Source organism: Pseudomonas lactucae (assembly GCF_036688725.1).
Classification (GTDB): Bacteria; Pseudomonadota; Gammaproteobacteria; order Pseudomonadales; family Pseudomonadaceae; genus Aquipseudomonas; species Aquipseudomonas lactucae.
Genome location: NZ_JAQQPT010000018.1, coordinates 63,151 through 90,126 on the forward strand (window position 1 = coordinate 63,151; position 26,976 = coordinate 90,126).

General features: G+C 61.7%; 23 protein-coding genes. 12 read left to right on the forward strand and 11 right to left on the reverse strand.

Translation table 11 applies throughout. The features are described from left to right. Position 1 precedes the first annotated feature (1 nt). From nuoK to nuoN, 4 genes are all read left to right on the forward strand, one after another. Complete coding sequence (nuoK, locus tag V6M90_RS20595; RefSeq protein ID WP_003174727.1) at positions 2–310, forward strand: NADH-quinone oxidoreductase subunit NuoK; 309 nt, start codon at positions 2–4, stop codon at positions 308–310. After that, complete coding sequence (gene nuoL / locus V6M90_RS20600; protein WP_141064413.1) at positions 307–2,160, forward strand: NADH-quinone oxidoreductase subunit L; 1,854 nt, start codon at positions 307–309, stop codon at positions 2,158–2,160. Before nuoK ends, nuoL begins: the two co-directional genes overlap by 4 nt. Before the next feature lie 64 nt (positions 2,161–2,224). Then, positions 2,225–3,757 carry an NADH-quinone oxidoreductase subunit M gene (gene nuoM / locus V6M90_RS20605; protein ID WP_017527174.1) on the forward strand — a complete coding sequence of 511 codons (1,533 nt, stop codon included), beginning with the start codon at positions 2,225–2,227 and terminating at the stop codon, positions 3,755–3,757. 7 nt (positions 3,758–3,764) lie between these two features. Further along, entirely contained in the window at positions 3,765–5,228 is a 1,464-nt protein-coding gene (gene nuoN, locus V6M90_RS20610; protein WP_003174731.1) for an NADH-quinone oxidoreductase subunit NuoN, read from the forward strand. A gap of 122 nt (positions 5,229–5,350) precedes the next feature. Here nuoN and V6M90_RS20615 read toward each other — a convergent pair whose 3' ends face one another. Together V6M90_RS20615 and V6M90_RS20620 are read right to left on the reverse strand one after the other, a co-directional pair. Next, on the reverse strand, positions 5,351–6,103 hold the full coding sequence (locus V6M90_RS20615) for an outer membrane beta-barrel protein (protein ID WP_332847062.1): 753 nt from the start codon (positions 6,101–6,103) through the stop codon (positions 5,351–5,353). Positions 6,104–6,233: 130 nt separating this feature from the next. Next, entirely contained in the window at positions 6,234–7,061 is an 828-nt protein-coding gene (locus tag V6M90_RS20620; RefSeq protein ID WP_332847063.1) for an arylamine N-acetyltransferase family protein, read from the reverse strand. A 119-nt stretch (positions 7,062–7,180) separates the two neighbouring features. On the opposite strand from V6M90_RS20620, the gene V6M90_RS20625 reads away from it, so the two are divergent. After that, positions 7,181–7,417: a DUF6555 family protein gene (locus V6M90_RS20625; RefSeq protein WP_003174734.1), complete on the forward strand. Its 237-nt coding sequence runs from the start codon at positions 7,181–7,183 to the stop codon at positions 7,415–7,417. Between the two features lie 31 nt (positions 7,418–7,448). On the opposite strand, the gene V6M90_RS20630 is transcribed toward V6M90_RS20625, so the two are convergent. Further along, positions 7,449–7,652, reverse strand: a complete 204-nt coding sequence (locus tag V6M90_RS20630; RefSeq protein ID WP_003174735.1) for a DUF6021 family protein — start codon at positions 7,650–7,652, stop codon at positions 7,449–7,451. A 14-nt stretch (positions 7,653–7,666) separates the two neighbouring features. Further along, a complete protein-coding gene (locus tag V6M90_RS20635) occupies positions 7,667–7,846 on the reverse strand; it encodes a hypothetical protein (RefSeq protein WP_003174736.1) in 180 nt (59 codons plus the stop codon). 126 nt (positions 7,847–7,972) lie between these two features. Between V6M90_RS20635 and V6M90_RS20640 the strand changes: the two genes are divergently transcribed. Beyond that, positions 7,973–8,494, forward strand: a complete 522-nt coding sequence (locus tag V6M90_RS20640) for a DUF3087 family protein (RefSeq protein WP_141064417.1) — start codon at positions 7,973–7,975, stop codon at positions 8,492–8,494. 1 nt (position 8,495) lies between these two features. On the opposite strand, the gene V6M90_RS20645 is transcribed toward V6M90_RS20640, so the two are convergent. From V6M90_RS20645 to V6M90_RS20655, 3 genes are all read right to left on the reverse strand, one after another. Continuing rightward, entirely contained in the window at positions 8,496–9,617 is a 1,122-nt protein-coding gene (locus V6M90_RS20645) for an MFS transporter (protein ID WP_078825212.1), read from the reverse strand. Positions 9,618–9,687: 70 nt separating this feature from the next. Beyond that, positions 9,688–11,052: an MFS transporter gene (locus V6M90_RS20650; protein ID WP_305427410.1), complete on the reverse strand. Its 1,365-nt coding sequence runs from the start codon at positions 11,050–11,052 to the stop codon at positions 9,688–9,690. Positions 11,053–11,117: 65 nt separating this feature from the next. Then, entirely contained in the window at positions 11,118–12,002 is an 885-nt protein-coding gene (locus tag V6M90_RS20655) for a Dyp-type peroxidase (protein ID WP_003174740.1), read from the reverse strand. Positions 12,003–12,140: 138 nt separating this feature from the next. On the opposite strand from V6M90_RS20655, the gene V6M90_RS20660 reads away from it, so the two are divergent. Continuing rightward, entirely contained in the window at positions 12,141–13,757 is a 1,617-nt protein-coding gene (locus tag V6M90_RS20660) for an NADP-dependent glyceraldehyde-3-phosphate dehydrogenase (RefSeq protein ID WP_003174741.1), read from the forward strand. 61 nt (positions 13,758–13,818) lie between these two features. Further along, the gene (locus V6M90_RS20665; RefSeq protein WP_332847064.1) at positions 13,819–14,880 is read left to right on the forward strand and encodes an FUSC family protein; all 1,062 of its coding nucleotides are present in this window, start codon (positions 13,819–13,821) and stop codon (positions 14,878–14,880) included. A 70-nt stretch (positions 14,881–14,950) separates the two neighbouring features. On the opposite strand, the gene V6M90_RS20670 is transcribed toward V6M90_RS20665, so the two are convergent. Beyond that, positions 14,951–18,790 carry a hypothetical protein gene (locus V6M90_RS20670; RefSeq protein ID WP_332847065.1) on the reverse strand — a complete coding sequence of 1,280 codons (3,840 nt, stop codon included), beginning with the start codon at positions 18,788–18,790 and terminating at the stop codon, positions 14,951–14,953. 289 nt (positions 18,791–19,079) lie between these two features. Continuing rightward, positions 19,080–19,832, reverse strand: a complete 753-nt coding sequence (locus tag V6M90_RS20675) for a TetR/AcrR family transcriptional regulator (RefSeq protein ID WP_003174744.1) — start codon at positions 19,830–19,832, stop codon at positions 19,080–19,082. Positions 19,833–20,189: 357 nt separating this feature from the next. Here V6M90_RS20675 and V6M90_RS20680 point away from each other — a divergent pair, with 357 nt between their 5' ends. The 4 genes from V6M90_RS20680 to V6M90_RS20695 are packed head-to-tail and all read left to right on the forward strand — an operon-like array spanning position 20,190 to position 24,783. Continuing rightward, on the forward strand, positions 20,190–20,897 hold the full coding sequence (locus V6M90_RS20680) for an ABC transporter ATP-binding protein (RefSeq protein WP_141064419.1): 708 nt from the start codon (positions 20,190–20,192) through the stop codon (positions 20,895–20,897). Beyond that, positions 20,894–22,093: an ABC transporter permease gene (locus V6M90_RS20685; protein WP_332847066.1), complete on the forward strand. Its 1,200-nt coding sequence runs from the start codon at positions 20,894–20,896 to the stop codon at positions 22,091–22,093. The genes V6M90_RS20680 and V6M90_RS20685 overlap by 4 nt, the downstream gene beginning before the upstream one ends. Further along, positions 22,086–23,549 (forward strand): TolC family protein, encoded by a 1,464-nt coding sequence (locus tag V6M90_RS20690; protein ID WP_332847067.1) that lies wholly within the window; start codon positions 22,086–22,088, stop codon positions 23,547–23,549. The genes V6M90_RS20685 and V6M90_RS20690 overlap by 8 nt, the downstream gene beginning before the upstream one ends. Next, complete coding sequence (locus tag V6M90_RS20695) at positions 23,539–24,783, forward strand: efflux RND transporter periplasmic adaptor subunit (protein ID WP_141064422.1); 1,245 nt, start codon at positions 23,539–23,541, stop codon at positions 24,781–24,783. The genes V6M90_RS20690 and V6M90_RS20695 overlap by 11 nt, the downstream gene beginning before the upstream one ends. 15 nt (positions 24,784–24,798) lie before the next feature. Here the strand turns inward: V6M90_RS20695 and V6M90_RS20700 are convergent, their stop codons facing one another. Together V6M90_RS20700 and V6M90_RS20705 are read right to left on the reverse strand one after the other, a co-directional pair. Then, positions 24,799–26,193, reverse strand: a complete 1,395-nt coding sequence (locus tag V6M90_RS20700) for an FAD/NAD(P)-binding protein (protein WP_332847068.1) — start codon at positions 26,191–26,193, stop codon at positions 24,799–24,801. Positions 26,194–26,205: 12 nt separating this feature from the next. Next, a complete protein-coding gene (locus tag V6M90_RS20705) occupies positions 26,206–26,973 on the reverse strand; it encodes an ABC transporter ATP-binding protein (protein ID WP_003174750.1) in 768 nt (255 codons plus the stop codon). Between the last annotated feature and the right edge of the window lie 3 nt (positions 26,974–26,976).

Here is a 26,976-nt window from a genome sequence, read left to right on the forward strand (position 1 = left end):
GATGCCTGCTATCCCTTTGGAGCATGGTCTGGCGGTCGCCGGCATCCTGTTCTGCCTTGGCCTGGTCGGCCTGATGGTTCGCCGTAACATTCTGTTCGTGTTGATGAGCCTGGAAATCATGATGAACGCCGCGGCACTGGCATTCATCGTGGCGGGCGCACGTTGGGGCCAGCCGGATGGACAAGTCATGTTCATCCTGGTCATCAGCCTGGCAGCCGCCGAAGCCAGTATTGGCCTGGCGATCCTGCTGCAGCTGTACCGTCGCTTCCACACGCTTGATATCGACGCTGCCAGTGAGATGCGCGGATGAACATGATCTTTCTGACTTTCGTATTTCCCCTGATCGGTTTCCTGCTGCTGTCGTTCTCCCGTGGACGCTGGTCGGAAAACCTGTCTGCCCTGGTCGGCGTGGGCTCGATCGGCCTGTCGGCCATCGTGGCCGCCTACGTCATCTGGCAATTCAACGTGGCGCCGCCGGAAGGCGGTCACTACACCCTGGTGCTGTGGCAGTGGATGTCGGTGGAAGGCTTCAAGCCCAACTTCGCCCTCTACGTCGACGGCCTGTCGATCACCATGCTTGGCGTGGTGGTGGGTGTAGGCTTTCTGATCCACCTGTTCGCGTCCTGGTACATGCGCGGTGAAGCGGGCTACTCGCGCTTCTTCTCGTACACCAACCTGTTTATCGCCAGCATGCTGTTCCTGGTGCTGGGCGATAACCTGTTGTTCCTGTACTTCGGTTGGGAAGGCGTGGGCCTGTGCTCGTACCTGTTGATCGGTTTCTACTACAGCAACCGCAACAACGGTAACGCGGCACTCAAGGCGTTTATCGTCACGCGCATCGGCGACGTGTTCATGGCCATCGGCCTGTTCATCCTGTTCCAACAGGTGGGCACGCTGAACATCCAGGAACTGCTGGTGCTGGCACCGCAGAAATTCCAGGTCGGCGACTTCTGGATCACCCTCGCCACCCTGATGCTGCTGGGCGGCGCCGTGGGTAAATCCGCGCAACTGCCGCTGCAAACCTGGCTGGCGGATGCGATGGCCGGCCCTACGCCGGTGTCGGCACTGATTCACGCCGCAACGATGGTCACCGCCGGTGTTTACCTGATCGCCCGTACCCACGGCCTGTTCACCCTGGCGCCGGACATCCTGCATCTTGTAGGTATCGTTGGCGGCGTGACCTTGGTACTGGCCGGCTTCGCTGCCCTGGTACAGACCGACATCAAGCGTATCCTCGCCTACTCGACCATGAGCCAGATCGGCTACATGTTCCTGGCCCTGGGCGTTGGCGCCTGGGACGCGGCGATCTTCCACCTGATGACCCACGCCTTCTTCAAGGCTTTGCTGTTCCTCGCTTCCGGTGCGGTGATCGTCGCCTGCCACCACGAGCAGAACATCTTCAAGATGGGCGGCCTGTGGAAGAAACTGCCACTGGCCTACGCCAGCTTCATCGTCGGTGGTGCCGCCCTGGCCGCCCTGCCGCTGGTGACCGCCGGTTTCTACTCCAAGGACGAAATCCTCTGGGAAGCCTTTGCCAGCGGTAACCAGAACCTGTTGTACGCAGGCCTGGTGGGTGCGTTCATGACCTCGCTGTACACCTTCCGCCTGATCTTCATCACCTTCCACGGTGAAGCCAAGACCGAAGCGCACGCAGGCCACGGCATCTCCCACTGGTTGCCCTTGTCGGTGCTGATCATCCTGTCGACCTTCGTCGGCGCGATGATCACCCCGCCTCTGCACGGTGTGTTGCCACAAAGCGTCGGCCATGCCGGCGGCGAAGCCCAGCACAGCCTGGAAATCGCCTCGGGCGCCATTGCCATCGCTGGTATCCTGCTGGCGGCCCTGCTGTTCCTCGGCAAGCGTCGCTTCGTGACCGCCGTGGCCAACAGTGGCATTGGCCGTTTCCTGTCGGCCTGGTGGTTCGCCGCCTGGGGCTTCGATTGGATCTACGACAAACTGTTCGTCAAGCCTTACCTCGCCATCAGCCATGTACTGCGCAAAGACCCGCTCGACCAGACCATCGGCCTGATCCCGCGTGCCGCCAAGGCCGGTCATACCGCCCTGAGCCGCAGCGAGACCGGTCAACTGCGTTGGTATGCAGCGTCCATGGCGGTCGGTGCCGTGCTGGTGATCGGCGCCATCGTTGTCGTGGCGGTCTGACTATGTCCATGCACATTGCGTACATTGCGAACTTTGCAAACCTGCGAAAGGAAACGAGCCTGTCATGATTCTGCCCTGGCTAATCCTGATCCCCTTTATCGGCGGCCTGCTCTGCTGGATGGGTGAACGCTTCGGCGCCACCCTCCCCCGCTGGATTGCGTTGCTGACCATGTCCCTGGAACTCGCGCTCGGCCTCTGGCTGTGGGCCCATGGTGACTATTCATTCGCTCCGGCACCGGGCGTCGATCCGACCTTCGCGCTTGAATTCAAGCACGTGTGGATCCAGCGTTTCGGCATCAACGTGCACCTGGCCCTCGACGGCCTCTCGCTGTTGATGATCCTGCTGACCGGCCTGCTGGGTATCCTCTCGGTACTCTGCTCCTGGAAAGAAATTCAGCGTCACGTGGGCTTCTTCCACCTGAACCTGATGTGGATCCTGGGCGGCGTTGTCGGCGTGTTCCTCGCCCTCGACCTGTTCATGTTCTTCTTCTTCTGGGAAATGATGCTGGTGCCGATGTACTTCCTCATCGCGCTCTGGGGTCACAGTTCTTCGGACGGCAAGAAAACCCGGATCTACGCGGCGACCAAGTTCTTCATCTTCACCCAGGCTTCCGGCCTGATCATGTTGGTGGCGATCCTGGGTCTGGTACTGGTCAACTTCAACAGCACAGGCGTGATTACGTTCAACTACGCCGACCTGTTGAAAACCAAGATGTCCCTGACCACCGAGTACATCCTCATGCTGGGCTTCTTCATCGCCTTCGCGGTGAAGCTGCCGGTGGTGCCGTTCCACTCCTGGCTGCCGGATGCTCACGCCCAGGCGCCGACCGCCGGTTCCGTCGACCTCGCCGGTATCCTGTTGAAGACGGCGGCCTATGGCCTGCTGCGTTTCGCCCTGCCGCTGTTCCCGAATGCCTCGGCCGAATTCGCGCCGATCGCCATGACCCTGGGTCTGATCGGGATCTTCTACGGTGCGTTCCTGGCCTTCGCCCAAACCGACATCAAGCGTCTGATTGCCTTCTCGTCCGTTTCCCACATGGGCTTCGTACTGATCGGCATCTACTCCGGTAGCCAGTTGGCGTTGCAAGGCGCGGTGATCCAGATGTTGGCCCACGGCGTCTCGGCCGCCGCACTCTTTATCCTGAGTGGTCAGCTGTACGAGCGCCTGCACACCCGTGACATGCGTGAAATGGGTGGTGTGTGGTCGCGTATCGCGTACCTGCCGGCGATCAGCCTGTTCTTCGCCGCTGCATCCCTGGGCTTGCCGGGTACCGGCAACTTCATCGGCGAGTTCCTGATCCTGATGGGTGCCTTCGTGCAGACGCCGTGGATCAGCGCCATCGCCACATCCGGCCTGGTATTCGGTTCGGTCTACTCGCTGATCATGATCCACCGCGCCTACTTCGGCCCGGCCAAGTCCGACACCGTCCTGAAAGGGATGGATGCGCGCGAACTGATCATGGTGCTCGGCCTGGCGGTACTGCTGATCTACATCGGCGTCTACCCGCAGCCGTTCCTGGACACTTCTGCCGCAACGATGCATGGCGTGCAGCAGTGGTTCGGCACCGCCTTCTCTCAACTCGCTTCGGCCCGGTAAGAGCGCTATGGAATTCACGATCCAACACTTTATCGCGCTTGCGCCGCTGCTGATCACCAGCCTCACCATCGTGGTGGTGATGCTGGCGATCGCCTGGCGCCGCAATCACTCGCAAACGTTCCTGCTGTCCTGTGCCGGTTTGAACCTGGCCCTGCTGTCGATCATCCCGGCCCTCAAGGTCGCGCCACTGGCGGTGACCCCGCTGATGATGGTCGATGACTTCGCGCTGCTGTACATCGCGCTGATCCTGGTCGCGACCCTGGCCTGCGTCACCCTCGCCCATGCTTACCTCGGCGAAGGCGGCACCGGCTACCCGGGCAACCGCGAAGAGCTGTACCTGCTGATCCTGCTGGCTGCGGCCGGCGGTATCGTGCTGGTCAGCGCGCAGCACCTGGCCGGCTTGTTCATCGGTTTGGAACTGCTGTCGATCCCGACCTACGGCCTAGTGGCCTATGCCTTCTTCAACAAGCGCTCGCTGGAAGCCGGCATCAAGTACATGGTGCTGTCGGCCGCCGGTTCCGCGTTCCTGTTGTTCGGTATGGCCCTGCTCTATGCTGAAGCCGGCAGCCTGAGCTTCACCGGTATCGGCCATGCCCTGGCCGCTACCAACAGCCCTGCGCCGATCGCCCAACTGGGCCTGGCGATGATGCTGATCGGCCTGGCGTTCAAGCTCTCCCTGGTGCCGTTCCACCTGTGGACCCCGGACGTGTACGAAGGCGCCCCGGCGCCGGTGGCCGCGTTCCTGGCCACGGCGTCCAAGGTTGCGGTGTTTGCGGTGATGGTGCGTCTGTTCCAGATCTCCCCCGCCGCCAACACCGGCGTGCTGAGCAACGTGCTGACCGTGATCGCCATCGCGTCGATCCTGTTCGGTAACCTGCTGGCCCTGACCCAGAACAACCTCAAGCGTCTGCTGGGTTATTCGTCCATCGCCCACTTCGGCTACCTGCTGATCGCCCTGGTGGCGAGCAAAGGCCTGGCCGTGGAAGCCATCGGCGTGTACCTGGTGACCTACGTGATCACCAGCCTCGGCGCGTTTGGTGTGATCACCTTGATGTCCTCGCCTTACAAAGGCCGTGACGCCGACGCCCTGTACGAATACCGTGGCCTGTTCTGGCGCCGTCCGTACCTGACCGCCGTGCTGACCGTGATGATGCTGTCCCTGGCCGGTATCCCGCTGACGGCCGGCTTTATCGGCAAGTTCTACATCGTCGCCACCGGTGTCGAAGCCCACGAATGGTGGCTGGTTGCATCGCTGGTACTGGGCAGCGCCATCGGTGTGTTCTACTACCTGCGCGTGATGGTCACCCTGTACCTGATCGAGCCGAACCTGCGCCGCGTGGATGCCGAGCTGCACTGGGAACAGAAAGCCGGTGGCGTAATGCTGCTGGCCATCGCCCTGCTCGCGTTCTTCCTGGGTGTGTACCCACAGCCGTTGCTCACTCTGGTGCAGCACGCGGTATTGGGTGTTTGATCGAATAGCTGCAGTAAACAAAACGGCGCCTTCGGGCGCCGTTTTTGCATTCTGAGGAACACTCTTTCAGGCAAAAAAAACGCCCCGAATCACGTCGGGGCGTTTTTTTTCAGCGCGCTACCTTAGAACGCAATACCTACCTTGACCCCATATTCATCACGCTTGAGCCGGGTGTTATCGGCCACTTCCGAGTCGGCATCCAGCTTGTACTCGGTGCGCGTGTAATACAGGCCCGCCATCACCGGCAGATCGCCCTTCTGGTTCATCAACAGGCTGACTTCGGCATACGGGTTGGTGCGATCCTTGAGGTCCACGGTGTCGCTGCCCAAGCCATCGACCTTGATTCTGGTGCGGCCATCGAGGGTACGGCGGGCACCGGCTTCGACGCGCAGGGTCATGTCGTCGAACTGGTGGTTGTATCCCAGGGCAGCCTTGGCGAATGGCGATTTGTTGGTGAGCTCCAGGTCGTTGTTATTGGAGTCCAGCTCGTAACGGGTCCAGCTGTAACCGCCGCCCACGATCACGTCGACAAAGTTGCGTGCATCCAGCGCGGCACGCCAGCCGAGGTCGAGGTCGGCCTGGCCTTCCTTGAGTTTATTGTCGTTCTTCTTGCCGTACTTGGCTTCGATACCGGCCTGGTAGATGAAGCCTGATTCGGCGGTGAGCTTGTTGCCGAAGTTATAGAACAGGCCCGCCTGCGGCATATGATCCTTATCGCTTTCGCTACCGCCTTCAAGTTTGAAGTCGTTGTAGCTGCCCAGGAGCCCGAAGGTGGAAATCGGGTCGGTGGACGGTGCAGCGAACACCACCGCCGGCGCGGCGACCAGCGCCAGCAATGAGGAACGCTTGAGGAATTTTCCGAATACTTTGGACATCGTTTACATCTCCTTGTCAGGTGGCAAATTATTCAGGAACCGGTTCGAGCGCGGGTTTGCGCCAAAGGTTCGAAAAAATTTGTACCTGTGTTGAGATAAAACGGTTCATCCAGGGCTCTAGACCAAGCGTCTACGCCTCAACCGCGACTAAGGCCTCCAACGTGGCGTCGAGCGTTGGATGAAGGGGTGGGCGAATACCAAAGACCGCGCCAAGCACCTCAAGCAGTTCATCGGCACTCTTCAACACACGCTTCTCGCTCGGCCGGTCGAGGTAATGAATCGCGTAATTGGCATTGTTCAGGGTATGGCGCACCCCCGGTGCCAATCGCGCGGCTTTCAACTGGCCGAGGAACGGCGAGCCCGGATGTGTCGAGACGTACCAGTTGCCGATTTCGTAGTCGACATCGGCCTGCTCTTGCAGGTCGAACACATACAAGCCACGCCACTCTTCGGTGACCCGGGCCCACAGCGTATAACTGCCCTGCCCGTCGCCGGTCACACGATACGGTTCATGGGCGGTGGGCTGGGCCGCCTGCGTGTCCAGCCGCAGCGGACTACTGGGCACCATGCCGCCAAAGCCCACATCGGTGATGTAGCGCACACCGTCCACGGTCACCAGGCTCAGGCGATGGGTGCGAGCCGTGTGGGCATCCGCCGGCCCTCCCATCACCACACGCCCGGTGATTCCGCGCGCTTCGAAACCCAGCGCCTGCAACAGCGCCAGGAACATCTGGTTCAACTCATAGCAATAGCCTCCGCGTCCCTCGAACAAGACCTTTTGCTCGACGCTGGGCAGGTCGATCGGCACCGGCAGGCGCAGCAGCGTCGACAGGTTTTCGAAGGGGAACGTGCACACGTGGCGCAGTTGCAGCGCCTGCAGGGTTTGCAGCGTAGGCGCTGGCGCGCAAGCGTAACCCAGGCGTTGCAGATAGAGATGGCTATGGGTCAACCGGGACATGGCGCGATCCTTGAGCGCGTGGCGAAGGCGTCACTATGCCGCTCGGTGGGCAGGTTGTCATTTTGAATGAACCTTTTAGAACGCATCCCTATCCACTTATAACAAGACAGGGAGGCACCATGAGTACCGCTAAAATCTACACCATTCACTATCAGTTGCACGGCAAGGCAAAGTCCTTTGTAGTACGCGCCGATGTGATGAACAACGCCGAAGCCTGGCATTGGGCGGCGGTCGATGCCGATATTGCCCATGTCAGCCGTATCGGCCGCGTCGGCCACGAGCAGGTCAAGAAAACCACCCGTCCCTGGGCGGAAAAGTTCGGCATTACCGACGTCAGCTGGACGCCGCCCAAATAAACCAAGGCCCCGCTCGATGGCGGGGCCCGCACTACTTCTTCTTCAAGTCGCCCAACGGATCGTAGGGCGGCTTTTTTTCTGTCTGCTGTTTTTTGTCTTTGTCCAACGGCGCAATGGCGGGGCCGATGGGGTCGACCTGCGGGTCGGCAACATCCGGTGAGTCCGGGTCGAAACCCAGCTCGTCCTTGGCGCTGGCATGCTCGCTGGACGTCGGGCCTTTAGGCGAATGATTCATGTCGATGGCCTCTGCTAAAGCGGACGGGCTTTGTCGTGAAGGTTTTCCAGGTCCTGCTCGACCCGATCCACATCGTCATCTTCGTTGCGATCAGCCGGGTCATTGGGACGCAACGCGTCGTTGTCGCGCTCTTCTTCGCCGGGTGTGCGGTTGGGGTTCGGAGTACCGGGCGGCGGTTGTTTATACTCGGGCATGATGGTTCACCTCACGGGGGTTGGCGGCCTACAGGGTTTTAGAGAAAGCCACCACCACCATCGTTCAACTTGTTTGCCCAAGCGTGCGATGATGCCACCCCGCCATCTCCTGGAGACGTTACCCGGATGTTCGAGCTCAAACCCTGCGACCCCATCACCTACCGCCAGCAGACCCGGCGCAGCACGCTGATCGTGGCCGTGCTGTTTCTGGCCCTGGCCATGTTGCTTTCAAGCCTGGCGGTACTGCTGTTCGGTTCGCCCGGCGGCGACAATGTTCGCTTCAACGTCGGCGGTGTGTTCGCCGGGGCGTTGATCACCGTCGCCCTGGTGCGCGGCCCCTTCTGGACGCAACCCTGGCTGGCGGCGGCGGTGTATGGCTGGCAGCTCAAGCGCAACCTGATGCGCGTGACAAATGTGATGCACAAGGTCACTGAGCGAGTGCGGGCGAATGACCCTGGCGCAATGAAGGTGCTGCGCTTTTATCACCTGGGGCTGACGCAGATGCACGAACTGGACGCCAACTCCAGCGCACAGGCGCACCTGCAGGGAGAAATGCAGGCGCACAAGGAACAGCTGCAGGCGCAAGGGATCGACACGCAGCAAACCCGCTTTGACCCCGCCTGGCTGGAAGGCCTTAAAGGCGCGTAAGTCATCGACCGCGCCAGCAGAACAGCGCACTCACCGCAATCGCCGCCCCCGCCACGCCAAATACCAGGGGCGCCGAGGCCACCGGCAACAGCAGGCCCGCCAGCAAGGGGCCAAGGCCGGCACCGATATCACGCCATACCGCATTCGACGCCAGCGCCGATACGCGCATCGAGCCTGGGTTGCGTTCGGCAACCAGGGTAGTCACCAGCGGCAGCTGCAGCGCGCGCAGCACCAGTACCGCGGCCGCACCGACGATCACCCAGTAGCTGCCGAAGGCCGTCAGGGCCACAGCACTCAGGAACGAAAACAGCAGCAGCATCGAGGTGGCACCAAAGCGTTGCGCGGCGTGACCGCCCAGTGGGCTCAACAGCATTTCCGAGACATAACGCAGCGCCATCAAGCCGCCGGCAATCAGCACCGCATCACCCCCGAGCAGCTTCTGCGCCTGAATCGACAGGCCAAAAATAAACAGCCCATCCAAGGCCACGCCTTCGATAAACGACCACATCGCCACACTGTCGGGCCACTTGAAACGCCGCCCCGGCGTGCCGTGCAAATCATGGCCGACCGACGGCAATCCGCGCGCGACCCACAAGCCCGCCAGACAGCAACCGGCCAAAATCAGAAAGATCGGACGCGGCCCGGCCCACAACGTCAGCCAGCCGCCCAGGGGTAACGCGAGCATCGGGCCCCAGGCGATCAGGGCCCGAGAACGCCCGGCGCGGCGCGCGGCACCGGCGGGCTCGGCGGTGGCCAGGACTTGGGTGGACAGGTTCAATGCGGCGAAACACAGCCCCCACACCAGCCGCAGCCCCAACAGCGCCGCGAACCCAGACAGCATCGAGTTGCCCAGGGCGCACAGCGTCGCAGCGCCGGCAGCGATCATGCAGGTCAGGCGGTCGCCGTTGCGCGCGTAGAAATTGAGCACATGCCGGTAGCCGAAAATCCGCACCAGCCGGTTGGCCGCCAGCAATACCCCGGCCTGGGCCAAGGTGATGCCGAATGCCTGGGATTCCATGGGCAACAGCAGATAAAGCAGCACGTCGCTGGGCAGGCACAGCGCCAGGGTCAGCGCGGCACGGCGCGAGGTGGTGTCGGCGGTGCGTTGGGCCTGGCTCGTCATAAATCTGAAACATCCCGAAATATTCAGGTCGCCACGGTAGCCCTTCCGCGCCCGATTTTACAACGTCCCATCACGACTTTTTCCCGTAGGGCAGCAAACGCAAACCGCTGGCCACACTGCCCACCAGTGCAAACATACAGCCCAGCCACAGCGCTGCATGCGGACCGCTGCTCATCGACAAGTGGAAACACAACGCGACCAGCGACGCCCCCAGCGTCTGCCCCAACAACCGCGATATGGCCACAATGCCACTGGCACCACCGCTGCGCGCCAACGGTGCGCTGGTCATCAAGGCCTTTAAATTGGGGGACTGAAAGAAACCGAAACCGGCACCGCACAAGGCCATGCGCCAGCCGATATCGAACGTTGATGCACCCGCGTCCAATGTCGCCAACGCGGCCATGCCCACACTGAGCATCAACAAACCGAGGCCACACAGCAAACCCAGGGACACGCGGTCCGCCAGGCGTCCGGCAACCAGCGCCATCACGGCGACCACCGCCGGCCAGGGCGTCATCAGAAAACCGGTTTCCACCTGGCTATGGCCAAGCCGCGCCTGTAACAGGAAGGGCAACGACACAAAGGCCAGGCCCTGGGCACTGAAGGCGCAGATCGCGGTCACGGACGACAACGCAAACACCGGGCGCTTGAACAGGTCCAGGGCCAGCATCGGTGCCGGGTGTCCGGCCTGGCGGCGCAGCAACAACGCACCGCACACCAGGGCGACGAAGACCAGGCCCAGCGTCAGCAGGCCTTGGGCGCCGTGCACTGCCGTGCCCAGGCCCAGCACCAGCAGGGCGAACAGCCCGGCACACAGCAAGGCGGCCAGGCGGTCAAACGCATGCCCGGTCATCGGCAGGGTCGGCAATGAGCGCAGGCCCAGCGCCAGGGCCAACAGCCCCAGCGGCACATTGATCAGGTACAGCCAGTGCCAGGTCGCCACCGACAGAATCGCCGACGCCGCCGTCGGCCCCAGCGTAAAGGCCAGCCCCACCACCAGCGAGTTATAGCCCAGCCCACGCCCGAGCATCTTCGACGGGTAGATATGCCGCAGCAACGCCGTATTCACGCTCATGATCGCCGCCGCACCCAATCCCTGCGCCACCCGGGCGGCGGTGAGCGTGACCAGCGAACCGGCCAGCCCGCACAACAGCGACGAGACGATAAACAGCAGCAACCCGCCGAGGTACACACGCCGATGCCCCCACACATCGCTCAGCGAGGCGAACGGCAGCACCGTGGCGATGATCGCCAGCTGGTAGGCATTGACCACCCAGATCACCGAGGCCGAATCGGTGCCAATGCCCTCGGCCAGGGTCGGCAATGCGGTGTTGACGATGGCCGTGTCCAGGGTCGCCATGCCGATCCCCAGGGAAATCGCGATCACCGCAGGCAGGCGTTTACTGAGGGGCAGCCCATCGGCAACTGAAGACATGAGTAATCCGCTCGGGTGAAAAGGCCGCCAGATTAAGGCCAACGCAGATTTATTTCAGCCGGCGATCATCCGGCTGACGACAATTTCATATTTGCCAGGGCACTGAGGTCCAGACGCCCCTCGATGACCGGCGGACACCAGTAGTACCCCCCGGTCAGCGGCGTACTGATGCGATACAAGCCATCCACAATCCCGTCTTCCAGCCCACTCATACGGCGCAGTTGCGCTTCGAAGGCATCGAAGGAATGGCCGAAAGCGAGGAACATCAAGCCCGCCTGACCGTTCTCGGCCCACGGCATGGAGCGGCGCACCACGAAGGCTTCGGGCGTGAAACTCTCCTGCGCGGTGCGTTTGGTATGTGCGGATTCGGGGGCGTCTTCCAGCTCTTCGTTGTCGCCATGGCGGCGACCGATGATGTGGTCGCGCTCCTGGGCGGGCAACGCGGCGAAGCCATCCAGGTCGTGCTGCCACTGCTGGATCGCGGCGAAGCTGGCGCCGCTGTCGGTGGTGGCGGCCTCGACGGCGGCGTCGTCGTGGGGGTTTTCGGTGCCGTCTTCGTAGTCGGTGAGGTCAAAACCGGTCTTGTAGCGGAAGCCTTCGGTCGACTGCACCAGGCGAAACGCCGGGGCCAGGGCCTTTTCCACGGCGCGGCTGCGCAACAGCAGTTCACCGCGATCCACGCCATGCAACCACACCCACAGCGCCTGCTGGGTCGACGGGTTATGGGCGCCCGGAGCGCTGAGCGCCGGGAAGGCGCGCAGGCCGTCAATGTGCGCGCCCAGGGCGTGTACCAGCGGCTCACCCAAACCGACCACCGCCGACGAATCCGTCATCTGTACCAGCGCGTCCAGCGCAGCGGGCACGGCTGCCAGCGTATCCACGGCAAAAAACAGATGGCGTGCCTGCAAAGGCACCGGTGCGGCAAGAATGCCCGGCTGGTACTGACTCATGTGAACTCCTTCAAGAAAGGCGCGCAGTTTACCCGGCGCACGCCACCGTGCGTAGGAGAAAGCGCGCAAGCCTTGCCATAGAGCACTGGGATGGGTGACTCTTTAGTCATGCTTTGCAACTATTTCAGGGGTAGCGACATGACCACCAGTAACCTGCTCGCCCAGCTGTTTCCCACCGTCGAGGCCGATATTCCCGAGCAATTTCGCCTCGAAGCCCCGATTGAACAACGTGATTACCTGGTCGATGGGCAGTTGCAGGTCTGGAACGGCCCATTGGCCCAGGTGCAGAGCCCGGTGCAACTGGGTGACCAGCGCGTGGTGATCGGCAGCACGCCGCTGCTGGATGCCGACACCGCCCTCACCGCCCTTGACGCCGCCGTGCGTGCCTACAACCGTGGCCAGGGCGCCTGGCCGACCCTGCGCGTGGTCGAGCGCATCCAGCACGTCGAAGCGTTCCTACGGCGCATGCGCGAACAACGCGACGCGGTGGTCAAGCTGCTGATGTGGGAGATCGGCAAGAACCTCAAGGACTCGCAAAAAGAATTCGACCGCACCTGCGACTACATCACCGACACCATCAACGCCCTCAAGGAACTGGACCGTCGCAGCAGCCGCTTCGAGCTGGAACAGGACACCCTCGGCCAGATCCGCCGCGTGCCGCTGGGCGTGGCACTGTGCATGGGCCCTTACAACTACCCGCTCAACGAAACGTTCACCACGCTGATCCCGGCGCTGATCATGGGCAACACCGTGGTGTTCAAGCCGGCCAAGCTCGGCGTGCTGCTGATTCGCCCCTTGCTGGAGGCGTTTCGCGACAGCTTCCCGGCCGGGGTGATCAACGTGATCTACGGCAGCGGTCGCGAAACCGTCAGCGCACTGATGGCCAGCGGCAAGATCGATATCTTTGCGTTCATTGGCACCAACAAGGCCGCCAGCGACCTGAAAAAGCTGCACCCCAAGCCGCACCGCTTGCGCGCCGCGCTGGGCCTGGATGCGAAAAACCCCGGCATCGTATTGCCCGAGGTGGACCTGGACAATGCTGTCAGCGAAGCGCTCACCGGCTCGCTGTCCTTCAATGGCCAGCGCTGCACCGCGTTGAAGATCCTGTTTGTGCACGAGGATGTGGTCGCCCCTTTTATCGAGAAATTCAACGCCAAGCTGGCGTCGCTCAAGCCCGGCATGCCTTGGGAGGACGGTGTGGCACTGACGCCGTTGCCGGAGGTGGGCAAGGTCGATTACCTCAACGAGCTGGTGGCCGATGCGGCGCGGCATGGCGCCAAGGTGGTCAATGCCGACGGCGGCAGCAGCCGGGGCTCGTTCTTCTACCCGGCGGTGCTGTACCCGGTGAACCCGCGGATGCGTGTGTACCATGAGGAGCAATTCGGTCCGGTGGTGCCGATCGTGCCCTACCGTGACCTGGAGACGGTGATCGATTACGTGCTCGACTCGGATTTCGGCCAGCAGCTGAGTATTTTCGGCACCAACGCCGTGGAAGTCGGGCGCCTGGTGGATACCTTCGCCAACCAGGTCGGCCGCATCAATATCAACGCCCAGTGCCAGCGCGGGCCGGATACCTTCCCGTTCAACGGGCGCAAGAACTCGGCCGAGGGTACGCTGTCGGTGCATGACGCGCTGCGCGTGTTCTCGATCCGCACACTGGTAGCGACCAAGTTCCAGGAGAGCAACAAGGCACTGGTCAGCGAGATTCTGCGCAACCGCGATTCGAGCTTTTTGACCACCGATTACATCTTCTAAGCACAATGCCTCCCACATTTGGATTGTGTACATCTCCTGAACCGAGGCCACTTTAGTACTGATGAATCTGCCACTCTTCGCCAGGCGCCTGTTGCGCCCGCTGCTCGACCCGTACCGCCGCTATCGCCATGCCAAGCTGATCCACGCCGTGCGCGTGTCCATCGGCTTGCTGGCGACGATCCTGCTGACCACCGGCATCAACCTGCCCCATGGCGAATGGGCTTCGGTGACCATGCTGATCGTCATCGGCGGCTTGCAGCACCACGGCAATATCGGCAAAAAGGCCGTGGAGCGCGCCTACGGCACCTTGATCGGCGCCAGTGTCGGTTTGTTGCTGGTGGTGCAGCAGGCCTACTTCGGCCTGCCCCTGCTGACCTATTTGTTGATGTCGGTGGTCTGCGGGTTCTTTTCCTATCACGCCATCGGCAAGGGCGGCTACATCGCGCTGCTGTCGGCGATCACGGTGTTTATCGTCGCCGGCCACGGTGACAATCCGATCTCGGATGGCTTGTGGCGCACCGTGGATATCCTGATCGGCATCGTGCTGGCCCTGGCGTTTTCCTTCGCCCTGCCGCTGTACGCCGTGTACTCGTGGCGCTACAACCTGGCCAGCGCCTTGCGTGACTGCGCGGAGATCTACAGCCGCATCATCAGCGGCCAGTCGGTTACCGACGACGAACACCTCAAGCTGCTCAACCGGCTGAATGCCGCGATGGTGCAACTGCGCTCGCTGATGCCGTCGGTGTCCAAGGAAGTGCGGATCTCCATGACCGAACTGGACGCGATCCAACGGCACTTGCGCCTGTGCATCAGTACCCTGGAAATTCTCGGCAATACCCGCCCGGACCCGCGCGATGCGCAGGCGATGGCGCGCATGCAGGTGATGTTGAAGGCCGAGCATCGGCAAATTCGGGTGCAATTGGTGGGGATGGCGCGGGCGTTGAAATCAGGGCTGACACAGCGTCTTGAGCGCTCCAGTGAAGTGTCGCCGCCTCAATTGGCGTCAGCAGCGCCCGTCAGTGATACGCTGGATGGGTATCGGCTGCTGACCCAGCAATTGAAGGAAAACATCGAAGGCATGCGCCAGAGGCTGGTCAAGACGTCCAGGTACTGGAGGATCTGAATACATACGTAAAAAAACGGGACAGCCTTCTTAAACAACAGGTTGTCCCGTTCATTGGCCAATGATGCCCTTATCTGAGCCCCACCCCCAAGAGTGAGCTACCTACCCACTGTTTGTAGACAGCCTCCGCCCCCGTATTGATATTTCTCGTCCACCAGTAATCGAAAAACAGGAAGTTATGGGACCAGGTACTGGACCAGTATTGCCCATTCCCCATGGGCCAACTGTAACCATAAGCGGCGCTTAACTCGCGCAACTCACCCAGGGAAGCCACGCGCAAGCCTTGACTTGCAGCCCGCGCATTAATGTCGGTCTTGAACCCCGCCCCCAGGCCATAACACAGCACGACACCGCCGACATACACGTAATAGCTCCTCGTTTGCGCCGGTACAGAGGAGTCGCGTACGGTAATCATCGCCGCCCCGTTGCCTCTCACCGTGACATACCCACTGCTGTCCACGACTGCAACGCCAGTGTTACTCGAAGAGTAGCTGTAATCCAGTGTGCCTCCGGATGCCGTTCGGCGAATAGAGTTACCGGAGTGAAACGCCGGCAAGACATTCGGACTTCCAGGTATTAGGTAAGTACGTCCATTCAGGGAGACGGCGCTCGTATCAAAGACCAACGGGCTGGTCAGCCGTACGGTATATACGGTGCTGGGGAAACTGATCGCGCGGGCCTCGTCCTCGCTGCCGTCAAATGCCACCTTCAGCGAAACCGTGACACTGCCGTTATTGGGCACACCCAGTAACCACGCACGCGAGAGCGGTATGTTTGCCAGACCATTAGCCTGTTCAACGGGCGTCAACGCGTGCGCATCCAGCAAAACCTGAGTCGCGAGACCCGGGCTGGAGACTCTCAGCCAGACGCGTTGCCCCTTCATGCTCAAGCGCCATTTCTGCGCGGAGACATTTGCATTGGCGGTCAGGTTTGGCGGGTTGAGCGTGCCGCCATTGGCGATGTTATTGATCAACGCCCTCGGCAAATTGGCTGCGGCAATCGTACCGACCTTCACCGTTTGCTCTTCGGAGCAGGCCATTCCGCCCCTGCCCAACTCCACCCGGTACTGCAGGGTGATGGTGCTGTTCACGCTCAAGGCCAGAATATCGTTGCTGATATTGAAGGTCACCGTCCCGCCATCAAGGCCGTCCTGAGGACTAATGTAGGGCATGGAGCCATCAGGACGAATCCAGCGTAACTCGATCTTGTCGGTGCCTCCAACGTTCATGTTGGGATACTTGACCAGCACCTGGCATTTATTCTCCACTACCAGCGGGTCGATCGACACCTCAGGCCCGGTGGGTGGCGTGGAATCTTTGATTTCCGGATGCGGGTAGGTGTTTTTTTCCTTCTGGACGATATGATGACGGACATTGAACGGCACGGCGTTGAGAAGGTCGCCACTGTGGTCGAACGTGGTCAGAAAACTGATAGACAAATCAGAAAAATCTTCCAGGTTACGCAACGCGAGCACCGGCGTTTCACTGGTGATGCCGTTGGTGACCTCGCTGTCGTCAATCTCGCGGCCCCTGTACACATAATTATCGTAAGGGGCCCCAGTGTTGCGCGTGCCCTGATAATGCAACCACATGCGCTGCCCCTTGTCTGCATACATCCAGGGAGCGACGCGGGTTTCGTCGAAATCCTCAAGCAATGGAATTTCGAGCACCGCGTTGTCACCGATACTGTCGATCAATGGGCCAGGCAGGTCTGACAAGGTCAGCAAGCGCAGGACCAGTACCGGTGATGGGGTTGAGAAACCGTTGCGAATCACGTTGAAAGACACTTCAACATCACGGCCGTCCGGATGGATGTTAAAGCCAATGACGTCGGTCGGGATCGTAAAGTCGATAAAGTCACCGACCTGGTCCTCCTTGATTTCACTGTGGGTGCCGAGCCCTGGAAGCCCCGTCCAGAACACCTCGACTTTGTCGCGAATTTTTATGTGTTCATAGCGGACCCGGACGGTCGCCCCTCCCGGCCAGGCCAGCGCCGGGTCCAGCTCATCCGGATCCTGAGTGGCTTGCAACACCCGCGGCGGGAACAATTCGCCCAGCGCGGTGCCGACCGTCACCACCAGGTCCCGGGAATATTCAAAGACACCGTAACGATCAATCCAGAAAAGCACGGTAAGCGTTCCGTCCAGATTGTCGGTAAACAATTCAAGAGGAATGTCTATCAGCAGCTTATCGGCCGCCACGAACAAGTCGTAATAGAATTCCTGTTTTCCGCTGAGAGACCCCAGGTAATGCACGGTCAGCTTGTCCCCTGCCTGAAACTGCGCACGCAGCTCAAGGGTGCCCACACTGCCGACAGTGGCTGGGTCGACATTGCCATTGATCGCTTCATGGATAGTCGGCGGCATCAAGGTTTGGGACGGGCGCCCTATCTGTACGTATCGGCGATCCGACTCCCGGATGCCGGTCGCGCCGGTGACGATGTAATGGACATTGGTATCACGCAGCCCATCAAAGCGCATGTATTCGGCATTCAGAAAGTCTCGGGTGCGTACATGTGAACCGGCCAGCTTCCGTGAACTGACCAGTTCCTGAGTATTATCCGGATGAGACCCCAGAATGTTGACTGTCAGCAGGTCCGCCGTACTGCCTGGCGGTTGGTAGTCCGGCATTTCCACGGTAATGCGCGTCAAGTCCGGTTCAATGAATGGCCCCTTCGCTTCGCGCACCAGCGGCCGTGGCAATTCGTAACGCGTGCCGCCGACCTGCACGGTGTTTTTTCTGGAGGGCAGGTCATTCGCATTGGTTCTTCGCCGCACATAAAAAGCGGTCAGGGTGCTCTGGATCAGCGACCTGACCAATTCGTTGCGGACGGGAAATTCGTAGTATTTCGGGATCTTGTCCACTGACAGCTCTAACGACTCACTGACAAATTTCCCATCCGGCGTGGTACCGGAAACGGTAAGCAGAATAGAGTCTCCCACTACGAAATTAGGGCTCCTGAACGGCACCTCCACCAACACCGTCGCAGGGTCCTGCCCCAGTGCATCAGCGTCCAGTACCCCGGTGGCCTCATCGGCTTCAACGATGATCGGTTGCTGCAGCAACCTCAGGTCCAGGTCCACCTGAACCGGCACCGGTTTACACCAGGGCTGCACCTCACCGGAACGATTTCGCACCTCGTCGTACAGGTAGAACTGCACGACATAACTGCCGCTGCCGACCTTCTCTATGAACGTTTTGTCAATCGTAAAAGTCAGGTCCTTCCCGACCTGATCGTCGGTGATCGGTGGCACGTCAAACCGCTCTGGGCCCCAAGAGAACATCACCAGATCGTTAACCCGCATGTGCTCCCATGCCTTGATCGTGGCGGTGACATCCATACCAGCGCCAATCAGCGTATCTGACAACGTCAGAATCAGCTTGGAGTGCCACTGCTCCTGAGGACGATCATCAGCTCCGCCTGGACGGGTGTCTTTGATAAATACCATTTGAGGAACAGAGGTGCTCGGATTTACCGAACCGACTCTCAAGACTTCACCGTACACATCACGGACGAAACCCAACTCAACAGTTGTTCGGGGAACATTCAAATAGAAACGTTGATCACCCTCTTCGCCAACCTTCACGAAGTCGTTGGCGACAATGACGTCGTTCATCCACAATCGGTACTCGTCGCCGACGCTGACGGGGCTCGACCAGCGTTCAAAGACGAAATCCAGCCCTTCTTCAAGATGACGGATGCCCAAGCCGTAATTCGCACCCTCTACAGGCACGACCTGGCGCGGGGATGTAGAGGGAGAATCCAAGTCTTCCAGAATCATGACACCGGGTCGAGTGGCCGATTCCTTTGGCTCGGCGGGCTTTCTTACTACGGGCTGAAGCCTGGCAACAGCGTGGCTGGCAGCGTGGTTGATTGACTTGAGTGCGGCATCGGTAGGGTGAGTTGACATGATTGAGCTCCGTGTTGAACCGCATGCGAACAAAGCACGCGCCAGAGCTGATCAAACAACAAATGGAGAGACGTGGTACCTGTCAGAATTGACAGTGCGGACGGATGGTATCCGCCGGAAAAATGCCTTACGCACGCGCAAATAAGAGACACCGTGTAATTCACACTTTCTCTTACATATTTTTCACGCTTTATTCACATCCCCATCCGTAAGGTGAAGCCTCATCCGTTACAAATGTTGCATATCAAGCCCGCCGCCCCAGCGGGCTTTTTTTTGCCTTGGATTCGAGTTAGCGCGACGCCTTGGCGGTGGGTGCCACGGCTTGCTCACGAATAGCCCGCTGGGTATCAAGCACCTTGGCCAACGCGGTTTGCGCTTCGGGGCTCTGCTGCGGCACGCGAATCGCCGCCGACACCAGGGTGATCAGCTTGGCCATGACCTCGGCGTCCGTGGCCGGGCGACCCAGGCTCATGGAGTTCATGAGCAGGCGCAGTTCGGTACCGGCCATCACCCCGGAAATCGCCTTGAGGGCAAATTGCAGGCGCACGCCCAGCTCATTGCGTGGCAGGTCCGGCAAGGCCAGGGCGAAGGCTTCGAAGAAGCGCTGGAACACCGGCTGGTAATGCACCTTGAGGTATTCCTGGATAAACGGCGAGGTGTCGCTGTACACGCGGCCGAGAAAACGGATGAATGAACGCCCTTCCCCACTCGCCGGGTCGCTGCGTTCCAGGCCCATGGCCGGGGCGAACAGCACGCCCAACAACGTGTCGCAATCCAGCGGGCCGTCGGCTTCGGCTTCGCAACGCGCCAGCAGCTCCAGGCGCTGCTCGTTGAGCGGCTCCAGGCGCTGCATCAGCAGGGTTTTCATCAGGGAATCCTTGTCCCCGAAGTGGTAGTTCACGGCGGCCAGGTTGACTTGGGCGCGCTCGGTAATCTGCCGCAACAGCACGGCGTCGTACCCATACTTGATGAAAAGGGCCTCTGTCGCATCCAGCAAGCGAGTCTTGGTAACGTTTGGAGCGCTGAGTTTCTTCGCGACCATAAGGGTTCCACGGCGGAAATATTGTTTTAAAAAATAATTTGATTTTTTATACCGGGGCGGCTCGGTTAAAGCAAGTAGTGACACTCCGCCATATGAGCGAAAGCCTCGACGTACGGGCGTCTCAGCAGTCGACTGGAGGTTTTCGAGGGCGCGTTCACCTGCCTAGCAAAATCATTTCAAAGGGTAAAAACGCTCTACATCCATGGCTGGCGGAGCGCCGATAACGCGGTTAGTATTCAAACAATATTTTAAAAACAAGAAATAAAACCAGTCCGAGACGCGTACCAGATAGCTCCCGAACTTGTTACAAGGCTTTACCGGGTGCATGAGGGCAACGTCGAGACTGCAGGCGTAGTCATGATGACCGATACCCGCGCATACCCAGGCTTGATCTCCCTGCAAGGCATCGGCAAGCGCTATCGGCTCGCCGGGCAAGAACTGACCATTCTCAATGACGTGTGCCTGTCCATCGCCAGCGGTGACAGCTGCGGCATTCTCGGCGCCTCCGGTTCCGGCAAAAGTACCCTGCTCAATATCCTCGGTCTGCTGGACCTGCCCAACGACGGCCAATACCACTTCGCCGGCCACGATATTTTCAACGCCAGCCCCGACGAACTGGCCGCCATTCGCAACCAGCAGATCGGTTTCGTGTTCCAGAGCTTCAACCTGCTGCCGCGTCTGAGCGCCCTGGATAACGTTGCCCTGCCCTTGAGCTATCGCGGCGTGTCGCGTCATGAGTCGGTGGAGCGGGCCCTGCGCATGCTCGAACAGGTGGGCCTGACCGAGCGCGCCCACCATCGCCCCGCCGACCTCTCCGGCGGCCAGCGCCAACGCGTGGCGATTGCGCGCGCCTTGGTCGGCAATCCTTCGGTAATCCTGGCCGACGAACCTACCGGCAACCTCGACAGCACGACCGCCCAGGACATCATGGACCTGCTGCTGGCGCTGAACCGCGAGCAACAAGTCACGTTGATCATCGTCACCCACGACCCGCACATCGCCGAGCGCCTGGCGCGCAAGATCCTGGTGCGCAATGGCGTGGTGCACGAGGCGCAGCGCCCATGAGCCCGCGGGTCGAACAAAGCCTGAGTCAACTGCTGCATGAAGCCTTCATCAGCCTGCGCACCTTGGGCAAGCGCTCGGTCCTGGCGCTGCTCGGCATTGTGATCGGCAGTTCCTCGGTGGTGGCGCTGATCAATATCGGGCATAACGCGGCGGTGGATGCCGCAGCGATTTTCAAGGACATGGGCACCGACACCCTGGTCGTCCAGTTCCCGCCCAAGGGCGGCGCCAACCTGCCGATGCGCCCCCAGCTCGATCTGCAAGCGGTGCGCCAGGCGGTGCCGGGCATCGCACATATCGGCGCCCTGACGCTGTTCAGCGGCCCCATCGTGTTCCATGGCCGCAGCGTCAATGCCAACGTTGTCGGCAGCACGCCGGGCATTCAGCCGGCGATGCGCCTGGTTATGCAACAGGGGCGCTTCCTGTCGAGCTTCGACGCCAACGACACCTATGGCGTGATCGGTGACCAGATCGCTCAGGCCCTCGGCGCACCGGGCGATCCCGTGCAACTGGGCGACCGCGTGCGCATCAACGACTACCTGTTCCTGATCGTGGGCATCCTGCGCAGTCAGCCACGGGCGATGCTGATGCCGGTGCAGGCCAACGAATCGCTGTTCATTCCCGCCGAAGGCATGCGCCGCATCTACGCCACGCCGCAGATCAGCAATGTGATCATCCGCGCCGCGCCAGGCCTGGACATGGAGCGCCTTGCCAAAGCCGCCGCCGGTGCCTTGCAACGCCAACTCACTGAACACGATGTCGACATCCAGGTGCCGCAGCAAATGATCGACGGCATGACCCGGCAAAGTCGCACCTTCGCCTATTTGCTGCTGGCCCTGGGCGCGATCTCCCTGGTGGGCGGCGGTGTGGGGGTGATGAACGTGATGCTGATGAACGTCTCGGAGCGCCGGCGTGAGATCGGCATCCGCATGGCCCTGGGCGCGCGCCGGCGGGATATCCGTAACCTGTTCCTGATCGAAGCCGTGACCCTCACCGCTGTCGGCGCGCTGTGCGGCGCGGTGCTCGGCATGACCGCCGCCTGGCTCTATGCCTGGCTGTCAGGCTGGACGTTCGACCTGGCCGTCGCCGCCCTGCCCCTGGGAGTGGGCAGTACCTTGTTGGTGGGTCTGTTCTTTGGCATCTACCCGGCAGTCTCGGCCTCGCGCCTGCAACCGGTGGAGGCCCTGCGCGATGAATAAATGGCTGGTATTGCTGACGCTGGTCAGCCTGCCCGGCATGGCGGCCGACATCGTCATCCGGCCGTCGGCGCCGAGCACCACGCGCAGCGTATCGCTGAACGCCCAAGTCACCAGCCTGACCCTGGGCGATGCGGTGTACCTGGGCCTGCGCAACAACCCGGCGATCCGCAGTGCGTACCTGCAACGGGTGGCGCAGAAGTTCGACCTGCGTGTCGCCGAAGATGCGTTCAACCCCAAACTGACCCTCAACAGTTATTACCGCGGCACACGCGGCTCCCAGGACAGCGCACGCAACGCCAACCTGGCACCGTCCAGCAGCCTGCTCGGCGAGTACGGCACGCGCCTGAGCATGGCCTGGACCCAACAGTTGAACAACGCCGACCGCGCCGGCCGCTACCGCAGCGACGGCCTCGACCTGGCGATTATCCAGCCCCTGCTGCGCGGCGCCGGCTGGGACGCCGCCACTGCACCGCTGCGCCTGTCGCGCCTGTCGGAACAGGCCAACCGCTTGAACCTCAAGGCCACCGTGGCCCAGACCATCAGCCAGATCATCGCCACCTACCGCGAGTTGCTGCGCGCCCAGGAGCAATTGAGCATCGTGCAGGACGCCCTCCAGCGTTCCAACACCTTGCTCGATGTGAACAAGGCCCTGATCAGCGCCGGACGCATGGCCGAGTTCGAGATCGTGCAGACCGAAGCCGACATCGCCACCCAACAACTGGGCGTGGAGGAAGCGCAGAACCAACTGGACACCAACCGCCTGGCCCTGCTGCGCCTGCTGGCCCTGGACTTGTCCACGCCGATTCGCGCCACCGAAGCCCTGGAAGCCAAGCCCATGCAGATCGACAAGCGCCAGGCCTTCAACCTGGCGCAAACCCAGCAACCGGAATACCTCGCCGCCCTGCTCGGCAGCCAACAGGCCGACCTCAACCTGGTGATCGCCAAGGACTCCGGGCGCTGGCAAGTCGACCTCGTCGCCGGCGCGAACCAGATACGTGACAACTACACTAACGACGCCGGCAGCAGCAACAATCGCACCTGGGACAGCTACGCCGGCGTGCAGGTGCAAATCCCCATCGGCGACATCAGCACGCGCCAGGCCGAAGTGCGTGCGCGGGTGAATGTGGAGGATCAGCAGATCCGCATCACCGATGCCCGCCAGGCGCTGGAACGCAGCGTCAATGACGTGGTGCGCGACCTCGGCACGCGCTGGCGCCAGTATGAGATCTCCCAGCGCGCGGTGGAGTTGTCGCGGCGCAAGATCGAGATCGAACGGGAAAAACTCAGCGCCGGACGCTCCACCAACTTCCAGGTGCTGAGTTTCGAGACCGACCTGCGCAACGCCGAAAACGCGCAGCTCAATGCGCTGATCGCTTACCTGAACGCCCAGACCCAGCTCGACCTGACCCTGGGCATGACGCTGGAAAGTTGGGAAATCGCCCTCAATGACTACTAATCGAAAACGCCTGCTGGGCGCTGTGTTGATCCTGCTGGTGGCCGGCGCCGGGCTGGCCCTGCGCAGCCCCGCTGAAGGCCCGGCGGCGGCGGCCGAGCAATGGCTGGCGGTGCAGCCCGATGCGCTGGTGCACCAGATCGGCCTGGTGGGCAAGATCGAGCCCGACACCACCCTCACCCTCACCGCCCCCTTCGACGGCAATGTGCAGGCCAACCTGGTCGAGCAAGGCCAACGGGTCGAAGCCGGCCAGGTGCTGCTGCGCATGGACCCCGCCACCCTTGAAGTGCAATTGCGCGACGCCCTCTCCGCCCAGCTCAAGGCCCGGCGCGCCGTGCAAGAGATGCAGGACTGGGACAGCAGCCCCGCCGTCAGCCGCGCACGCCGCAGCCTGCGCACCGCCGAAATGAGCGCCGGCAACACCCAGCGCAAGCTCACCGAAAGCGAAAACCTGTTCAAGCGCGGCATCATCCCGCGCAATGAACTGGACGACCTCAAGCAACAGGCCCAACAGCAACAGTTGGACTTGGTGGCGGCACGCAGTGAACTGCAACAGGCTCTCGACCAAGGCAAGGGCGAATACCGCCAGATCGCCGACATGGAACTGACCAACGCCACGGTGAAATACGAGGCCCTGCGCAGGTTGCTCGAAGGCCAGGAAATCAAGGCGCCATTCTCCGGCATCGTGGTGCCCGCGCCCGGCAATCATGCCTCTCAGGGCGGCAACGACAACAATGCCCCCATCCAGGCCGGCGGTAAGGTCAGCCAGGGCCAGGTACTGTTTGGCCTGGCGAATATCGAACGGCTGAAAATCGTCGCCAAAGTCTCGGAACTGGACATCAACCAGTTGCATCAGGGCCAGGCGGTGGAAGTCATGGGGGATGGTTTTGATGGCGAACGGCTGAGCGGTTCGGTCAGTGTGGTCAGTGGGTTGGCGGTGGCCAGCGACAGCCAGGGCAGCGCGCAGTTTCCGGTGACCCTGTCGATTCCCAAGCTTACGCCCCAGCAGTTACAGCGGGTGCGCTTGGGAATGAGCGCACGGCTGACCATCGTCACCTACAACAATGCACAGGCGATTGTCGTGCCGAGCCAAGCGATCCAGGCGGACATGACGGTGGAGTATCGCGAGGCGATGGATAAGCCGGTGGAGCGGGTGAAAGTCACCACCGGGCAGTCGACGGCGCAAGGGGTTGAGGTGTTCGGCCTAAAGCCCGGCCTGGTGAAAATCTCAAGATAAATGAAGATCCCACATTTAGATTTCTGTCAGCTTTGAAGCCAGGGCCTTGGCCTGAAGCGCCACATCCGTCACCGCCGTGCTCTCCCACCAAATCCCCCGCAACGGCGGGCCCATGGCAAACAGTCGTTGGCTGACCCGCCCCTGGGCATCCAGCACCGCCCCCGACGCATCCGCCGCAATCCCCAAGGCCAGCGGCCCAGGCTGGATCAGCCCGCGCTTGAGCAACTGCTGGGGTAACGGCCGGGCCACGCGGCGCCAGTCGTATTCGATGCCGCTGGAGTTGATCAGCGCCGCGCCCGACACCTGGGTCAGCGCTTGCTCACCGCGATAGCGCAACTGGATTGTCACGCCCTCGCCCGCAGGCGCCAGGCCCTTGAACGACGCCGCGCGAATGCGCAAGCGCCCCTCTTCGTGCAAGCGCGCCACCAGTTGCGCACTCAACGGCGGCGAGCGGTGGTGATGGCTCTCCCACCAGGGCCGAACATGGCGTACGAACTGGCGCTTTTCACGTTCGCCGGCCTGGCTCCACAGCCGACCGATATGCGCGCGCACCGTGTCCAGCGGCGCCTGCCAATCAATGCCTTGCTCCACGGCAATCCGGCATTGCCGGCGCACTTCGCGCAGCAACTGCCGAGGGCTGCGCAGGCTGTGGTCTTCGCCGAGGAAGTCCACCCAGCTCGGCGGTTGGCGGCGTACATGGGGCAGTAACCCATGGCGTGAAAACACCTCGATGGGCCCGCGATGACCGGCCTGTTCCAGGGACACCACGGCATCGACCATGGTCAGCCCCGAGCCGATGATCAGCACCGTCGACCGTGGATCGAGCCGGGTCATGGCCTGCACGTCCCAAGGGTCCACCGCCGCCGCGTTCAATCCGCTGGACTCGGTTTGTGGCGTGCGCGCCGCCGGGAACATGCCGGTGGCCAATACCGCAACGGCGCCGCGCAGTGACTGGCCGTTATCGAGGGTCAGCAGGGTTGAATCCGCGTCCACTTGCAGGTCGATCACTTCGGCGCGCACATGCTCCGCCGTGGACGCCGACAGCGCTCTGGCTTCGGCCAGCCGCTGCTGCGCGTACAAGCCGAACAGCCCGCGCGGCGGGAACAGTTCGCTGATCGGTACGTGCTGCCGGTCCGACTCCGGCCAGCCACCGGCGCCGATGTGGGCGGTGAGCCATTGGGTCAGGTCGTCGGCATTGTCCGGATCGACGCTCATGCGCGCCGCGTTGCCGTTCAGGGTGTGGCCCAATTCGACCGCACTGTAGGCCTCGCCCCGGCCCAGTTCGGCACGCGGTTCGATCACCAGGATGCGGCGCCGGCCAGGCAAGCGCAGCAGTTGCACGGCGAGCATCGTGCCGCTCAGGCCGCCACCGATGATCAGCACATCGGCGTTGCGGATGGATTCACTCATGCAGGTTCGCCCTTACTGTTTGCCCAGATAAATATCATGCAGATCCCCCCGCGCCAGCAGTTCAGCGGCGCTGCCGCTCAAGGCCACGCGTCCAGTATCCAGCACGTAACCCTGGGACGCATAGGTCAGCGCGACGTTGATGTTCTGCTCGGCGATCAGGAAGCTCACCTGCTGTTCGCGGTTGAGTTGCGCGATGATCGCGAAGATCTCCTGCACGATCATAGGCGCCAAACCCATGGACGGCTCGTCGAGCAGTACCAAAGTAGGACGGGTCATCAACGCCCGGCCGATGGCGACCATCTGCTGCTCGCCGCCGGAGGTGAGCCCGGCGCGGGTGTGGCGCTTGGTCTTGAGCCTTGGGAACCAGGCGTAGATGCGCTCCAGGTCCTGTTCCATCTCCTTGCGGCTCAGGCGTCGCACAAAACCGCCGCTGCGCAGGTTGTCTTCCACGCTCAGTTGGCCAAACACGTGACGGCCTTCCAGCACGTGCACCATGCCCTGGCGCACACGCTGGCTGGGGTCGACACCGGCCAGGTCCGCACCGGCGTATTCGATCACGCCCCGGCTGACCTCGGCGCGTTCGGCGCGCACCAGCCCGGAGATGGCCTTGAGGGTAGTGCTCTTGCCCGCGCCATTGGCGCCGAGCAAGGCGACGATAGCGCCCTTGGGCACGTTCAGCGACACCCCGGCCACCGCCAGGATCGCACCGTCGTAGATCACTTCAATGTCGTTGACCGTCAGCAGCGACGGGCTCGCGGACGCGGTGGCAGGCTGGCTCATGGT

Excerpts from the sequence above, each read along its gene's own strand:
- nuoK (WP_003174727.1), top strand. The coding sequence starts at position 2 with ATGCCTGCTATCCCTTTGGAGCATGGTCTGGCGGTCGCCGGCATCCTG.
- nuoL (WP_141064413.1), top strand. The coding sequence starts at position 307 with ATGAACATGATCTTTCTGACTTTCGTATTTCCCCTGATCGGTTTCCTG.
- nuoM (WP_017527174.1), top strand. The coding sequence starts at position 2,225 with ATGATTCTGCCCTGGCTAATCCTGATCCCCTTTATCGGCGGCCTGCTC.
- nuoN (WP_003174731.1), top strand. The coding sequence starts at position 3,765 with ATGGAATTCACGATCCAACACTTTATCGCGCTTGCGCCGCTGCTGATC.
- V6M90_RS20615 (WP_332847062.1), bottom strand. The coding sequence starts at position 6,103 with ATGTCCAAAGTATTCGGAAAATTCCTCAAGCGTTCCTCATTGCTGGCG.
- V6M90_RS20620 (WP_332847063.1), bottom strand. The coding sequence starts at position 7,061 with ATGTCCCGGTTGACCCATAGCCATCTCTATCTGCAACGCCTGGGTTAC.
- V6M90_RS20625 (WP_003174734.1), top strand. The coding sequence starts at position 7,181 with ATGAGTACCGCTAAAATCTACACCATTCACTATCAGTTGCACGGCAAG.
- V6M90_RS20630 (WP_003174735.1), bottom strand. The coding sequence starts at position 7,652 with ATGAATCATTCGCCTAAAGGCCCGACGTCCAGCGAGCATGCCAGCGCC.
- V6M90_RS20635 (WP_003174736.1), bottom strand. The coding sequence starts at position 7,846 with ATGCCCGAGTATAAACAACCGCCGCCCGGTACTCCGAACCCCAACCGC.
- V6M90_RS20640 (WP_141064417.1), top strand. The coding sequence starts at position 7,973 with ATGTTCGAGCTCAAACCCTGCGACCCCATCACCTACCGCCAGCAGACC.
- V6M90_RS20645 (WP_078825212.1), bottom strand. The coding sequence starts at position 9,617 with ATGACGAGCCAGGCCCAACGCACCGCCGACACCACCTCGCGCCGTGCC.
- V6M90_RS20650 (WP_305427410.1), bottom strand. The coding sequence starts at position 11,052 with ATGTCTTCAGTTGCCGATGGGCTGCCCCTCAGTAAACGCCTGCCTGCG.
- V6M90_RS20655 (WP_003174740.1), bottom strand. The coding sequence starts at position 12,002 with ATGAGTCAGTACCAGCCGGGCATTCTTGCCGCACCGGTGCCTTTGCAG.
- V6M90_RS20660 (WP_003174741.1), top strand. The coding sequence starts at position 12,141 with ATGACCACCAGTAACCTGCTCGCCCAGCTGTTTCCCACCGTCGAGGCC.
- V6M90_RS20665 (WP_332847064.1), top strand. The coding sequence starts at position 13,819 with ATGAATCTGCCACTCTTCGCCAGGCGCCTGTTGCGCCCGCTGCTCGAC.
- V6M90_RS20670 (WP_332847065.1), bottom strand. The coding sequence starts at position 18,790 with ATGTCAACTCACCCTACCGATGCCGCACTCAAGTCAATCAACCACGCT.
- V6M90_RS20675 (WP_003174744.1), bottom strand. The coding sequence starts at position 19,832 with ATGGTCGCGAAGAAACTCAGCGCTCCAAACGTTACCAAGACTCGCTTG.
- V6M90_RS20680 (WP_141064419.1), top strand. The coding sequence starts at position 20,190 with ATGATGACCGATACCCGCGCATACCCAGGCTTGATCTCCCTGCAAGGC.
- V6M90_RS20685 (WP_332847066.1), top strand. The coding sequence starts at position 20,894 with ATGAGCCCGCGGGTCGAACAAAGCCTGAGTCAACTGCTGCATGAAGCC.
- V6M90_RS20690 (WP_332847067.1), top strand. The coding sequence starts at position 22,086 with ATGAATAAATGGCTGGTATTGCTGACGCTGGTCAGCCTGCCCGGCATG.
- V6M90_RS20695 (WP_141064422.1), top strand. The coding sequence starts at position 23,539 with ATGACTACTAATCGAAAACGCCTGCTGGGCGCTGTGTTGATCCTGCTG.
- V6M90_RS20700 (WP_332847068.1), bottom strand. The coding sequence starts at position 26,193 with ATGAGTGAATCCATCCGCAACGCCGATGTGCTGATCATCGGTGGCGGC.
- V6M90_RS20705 (WP_003174750.1), bottom strand. The coding sequence starts at position 26,973 with ATGAGCCAGCCTGCCACCGCGTCCGCGAGCCCGTCGCTGCTGACGGTC.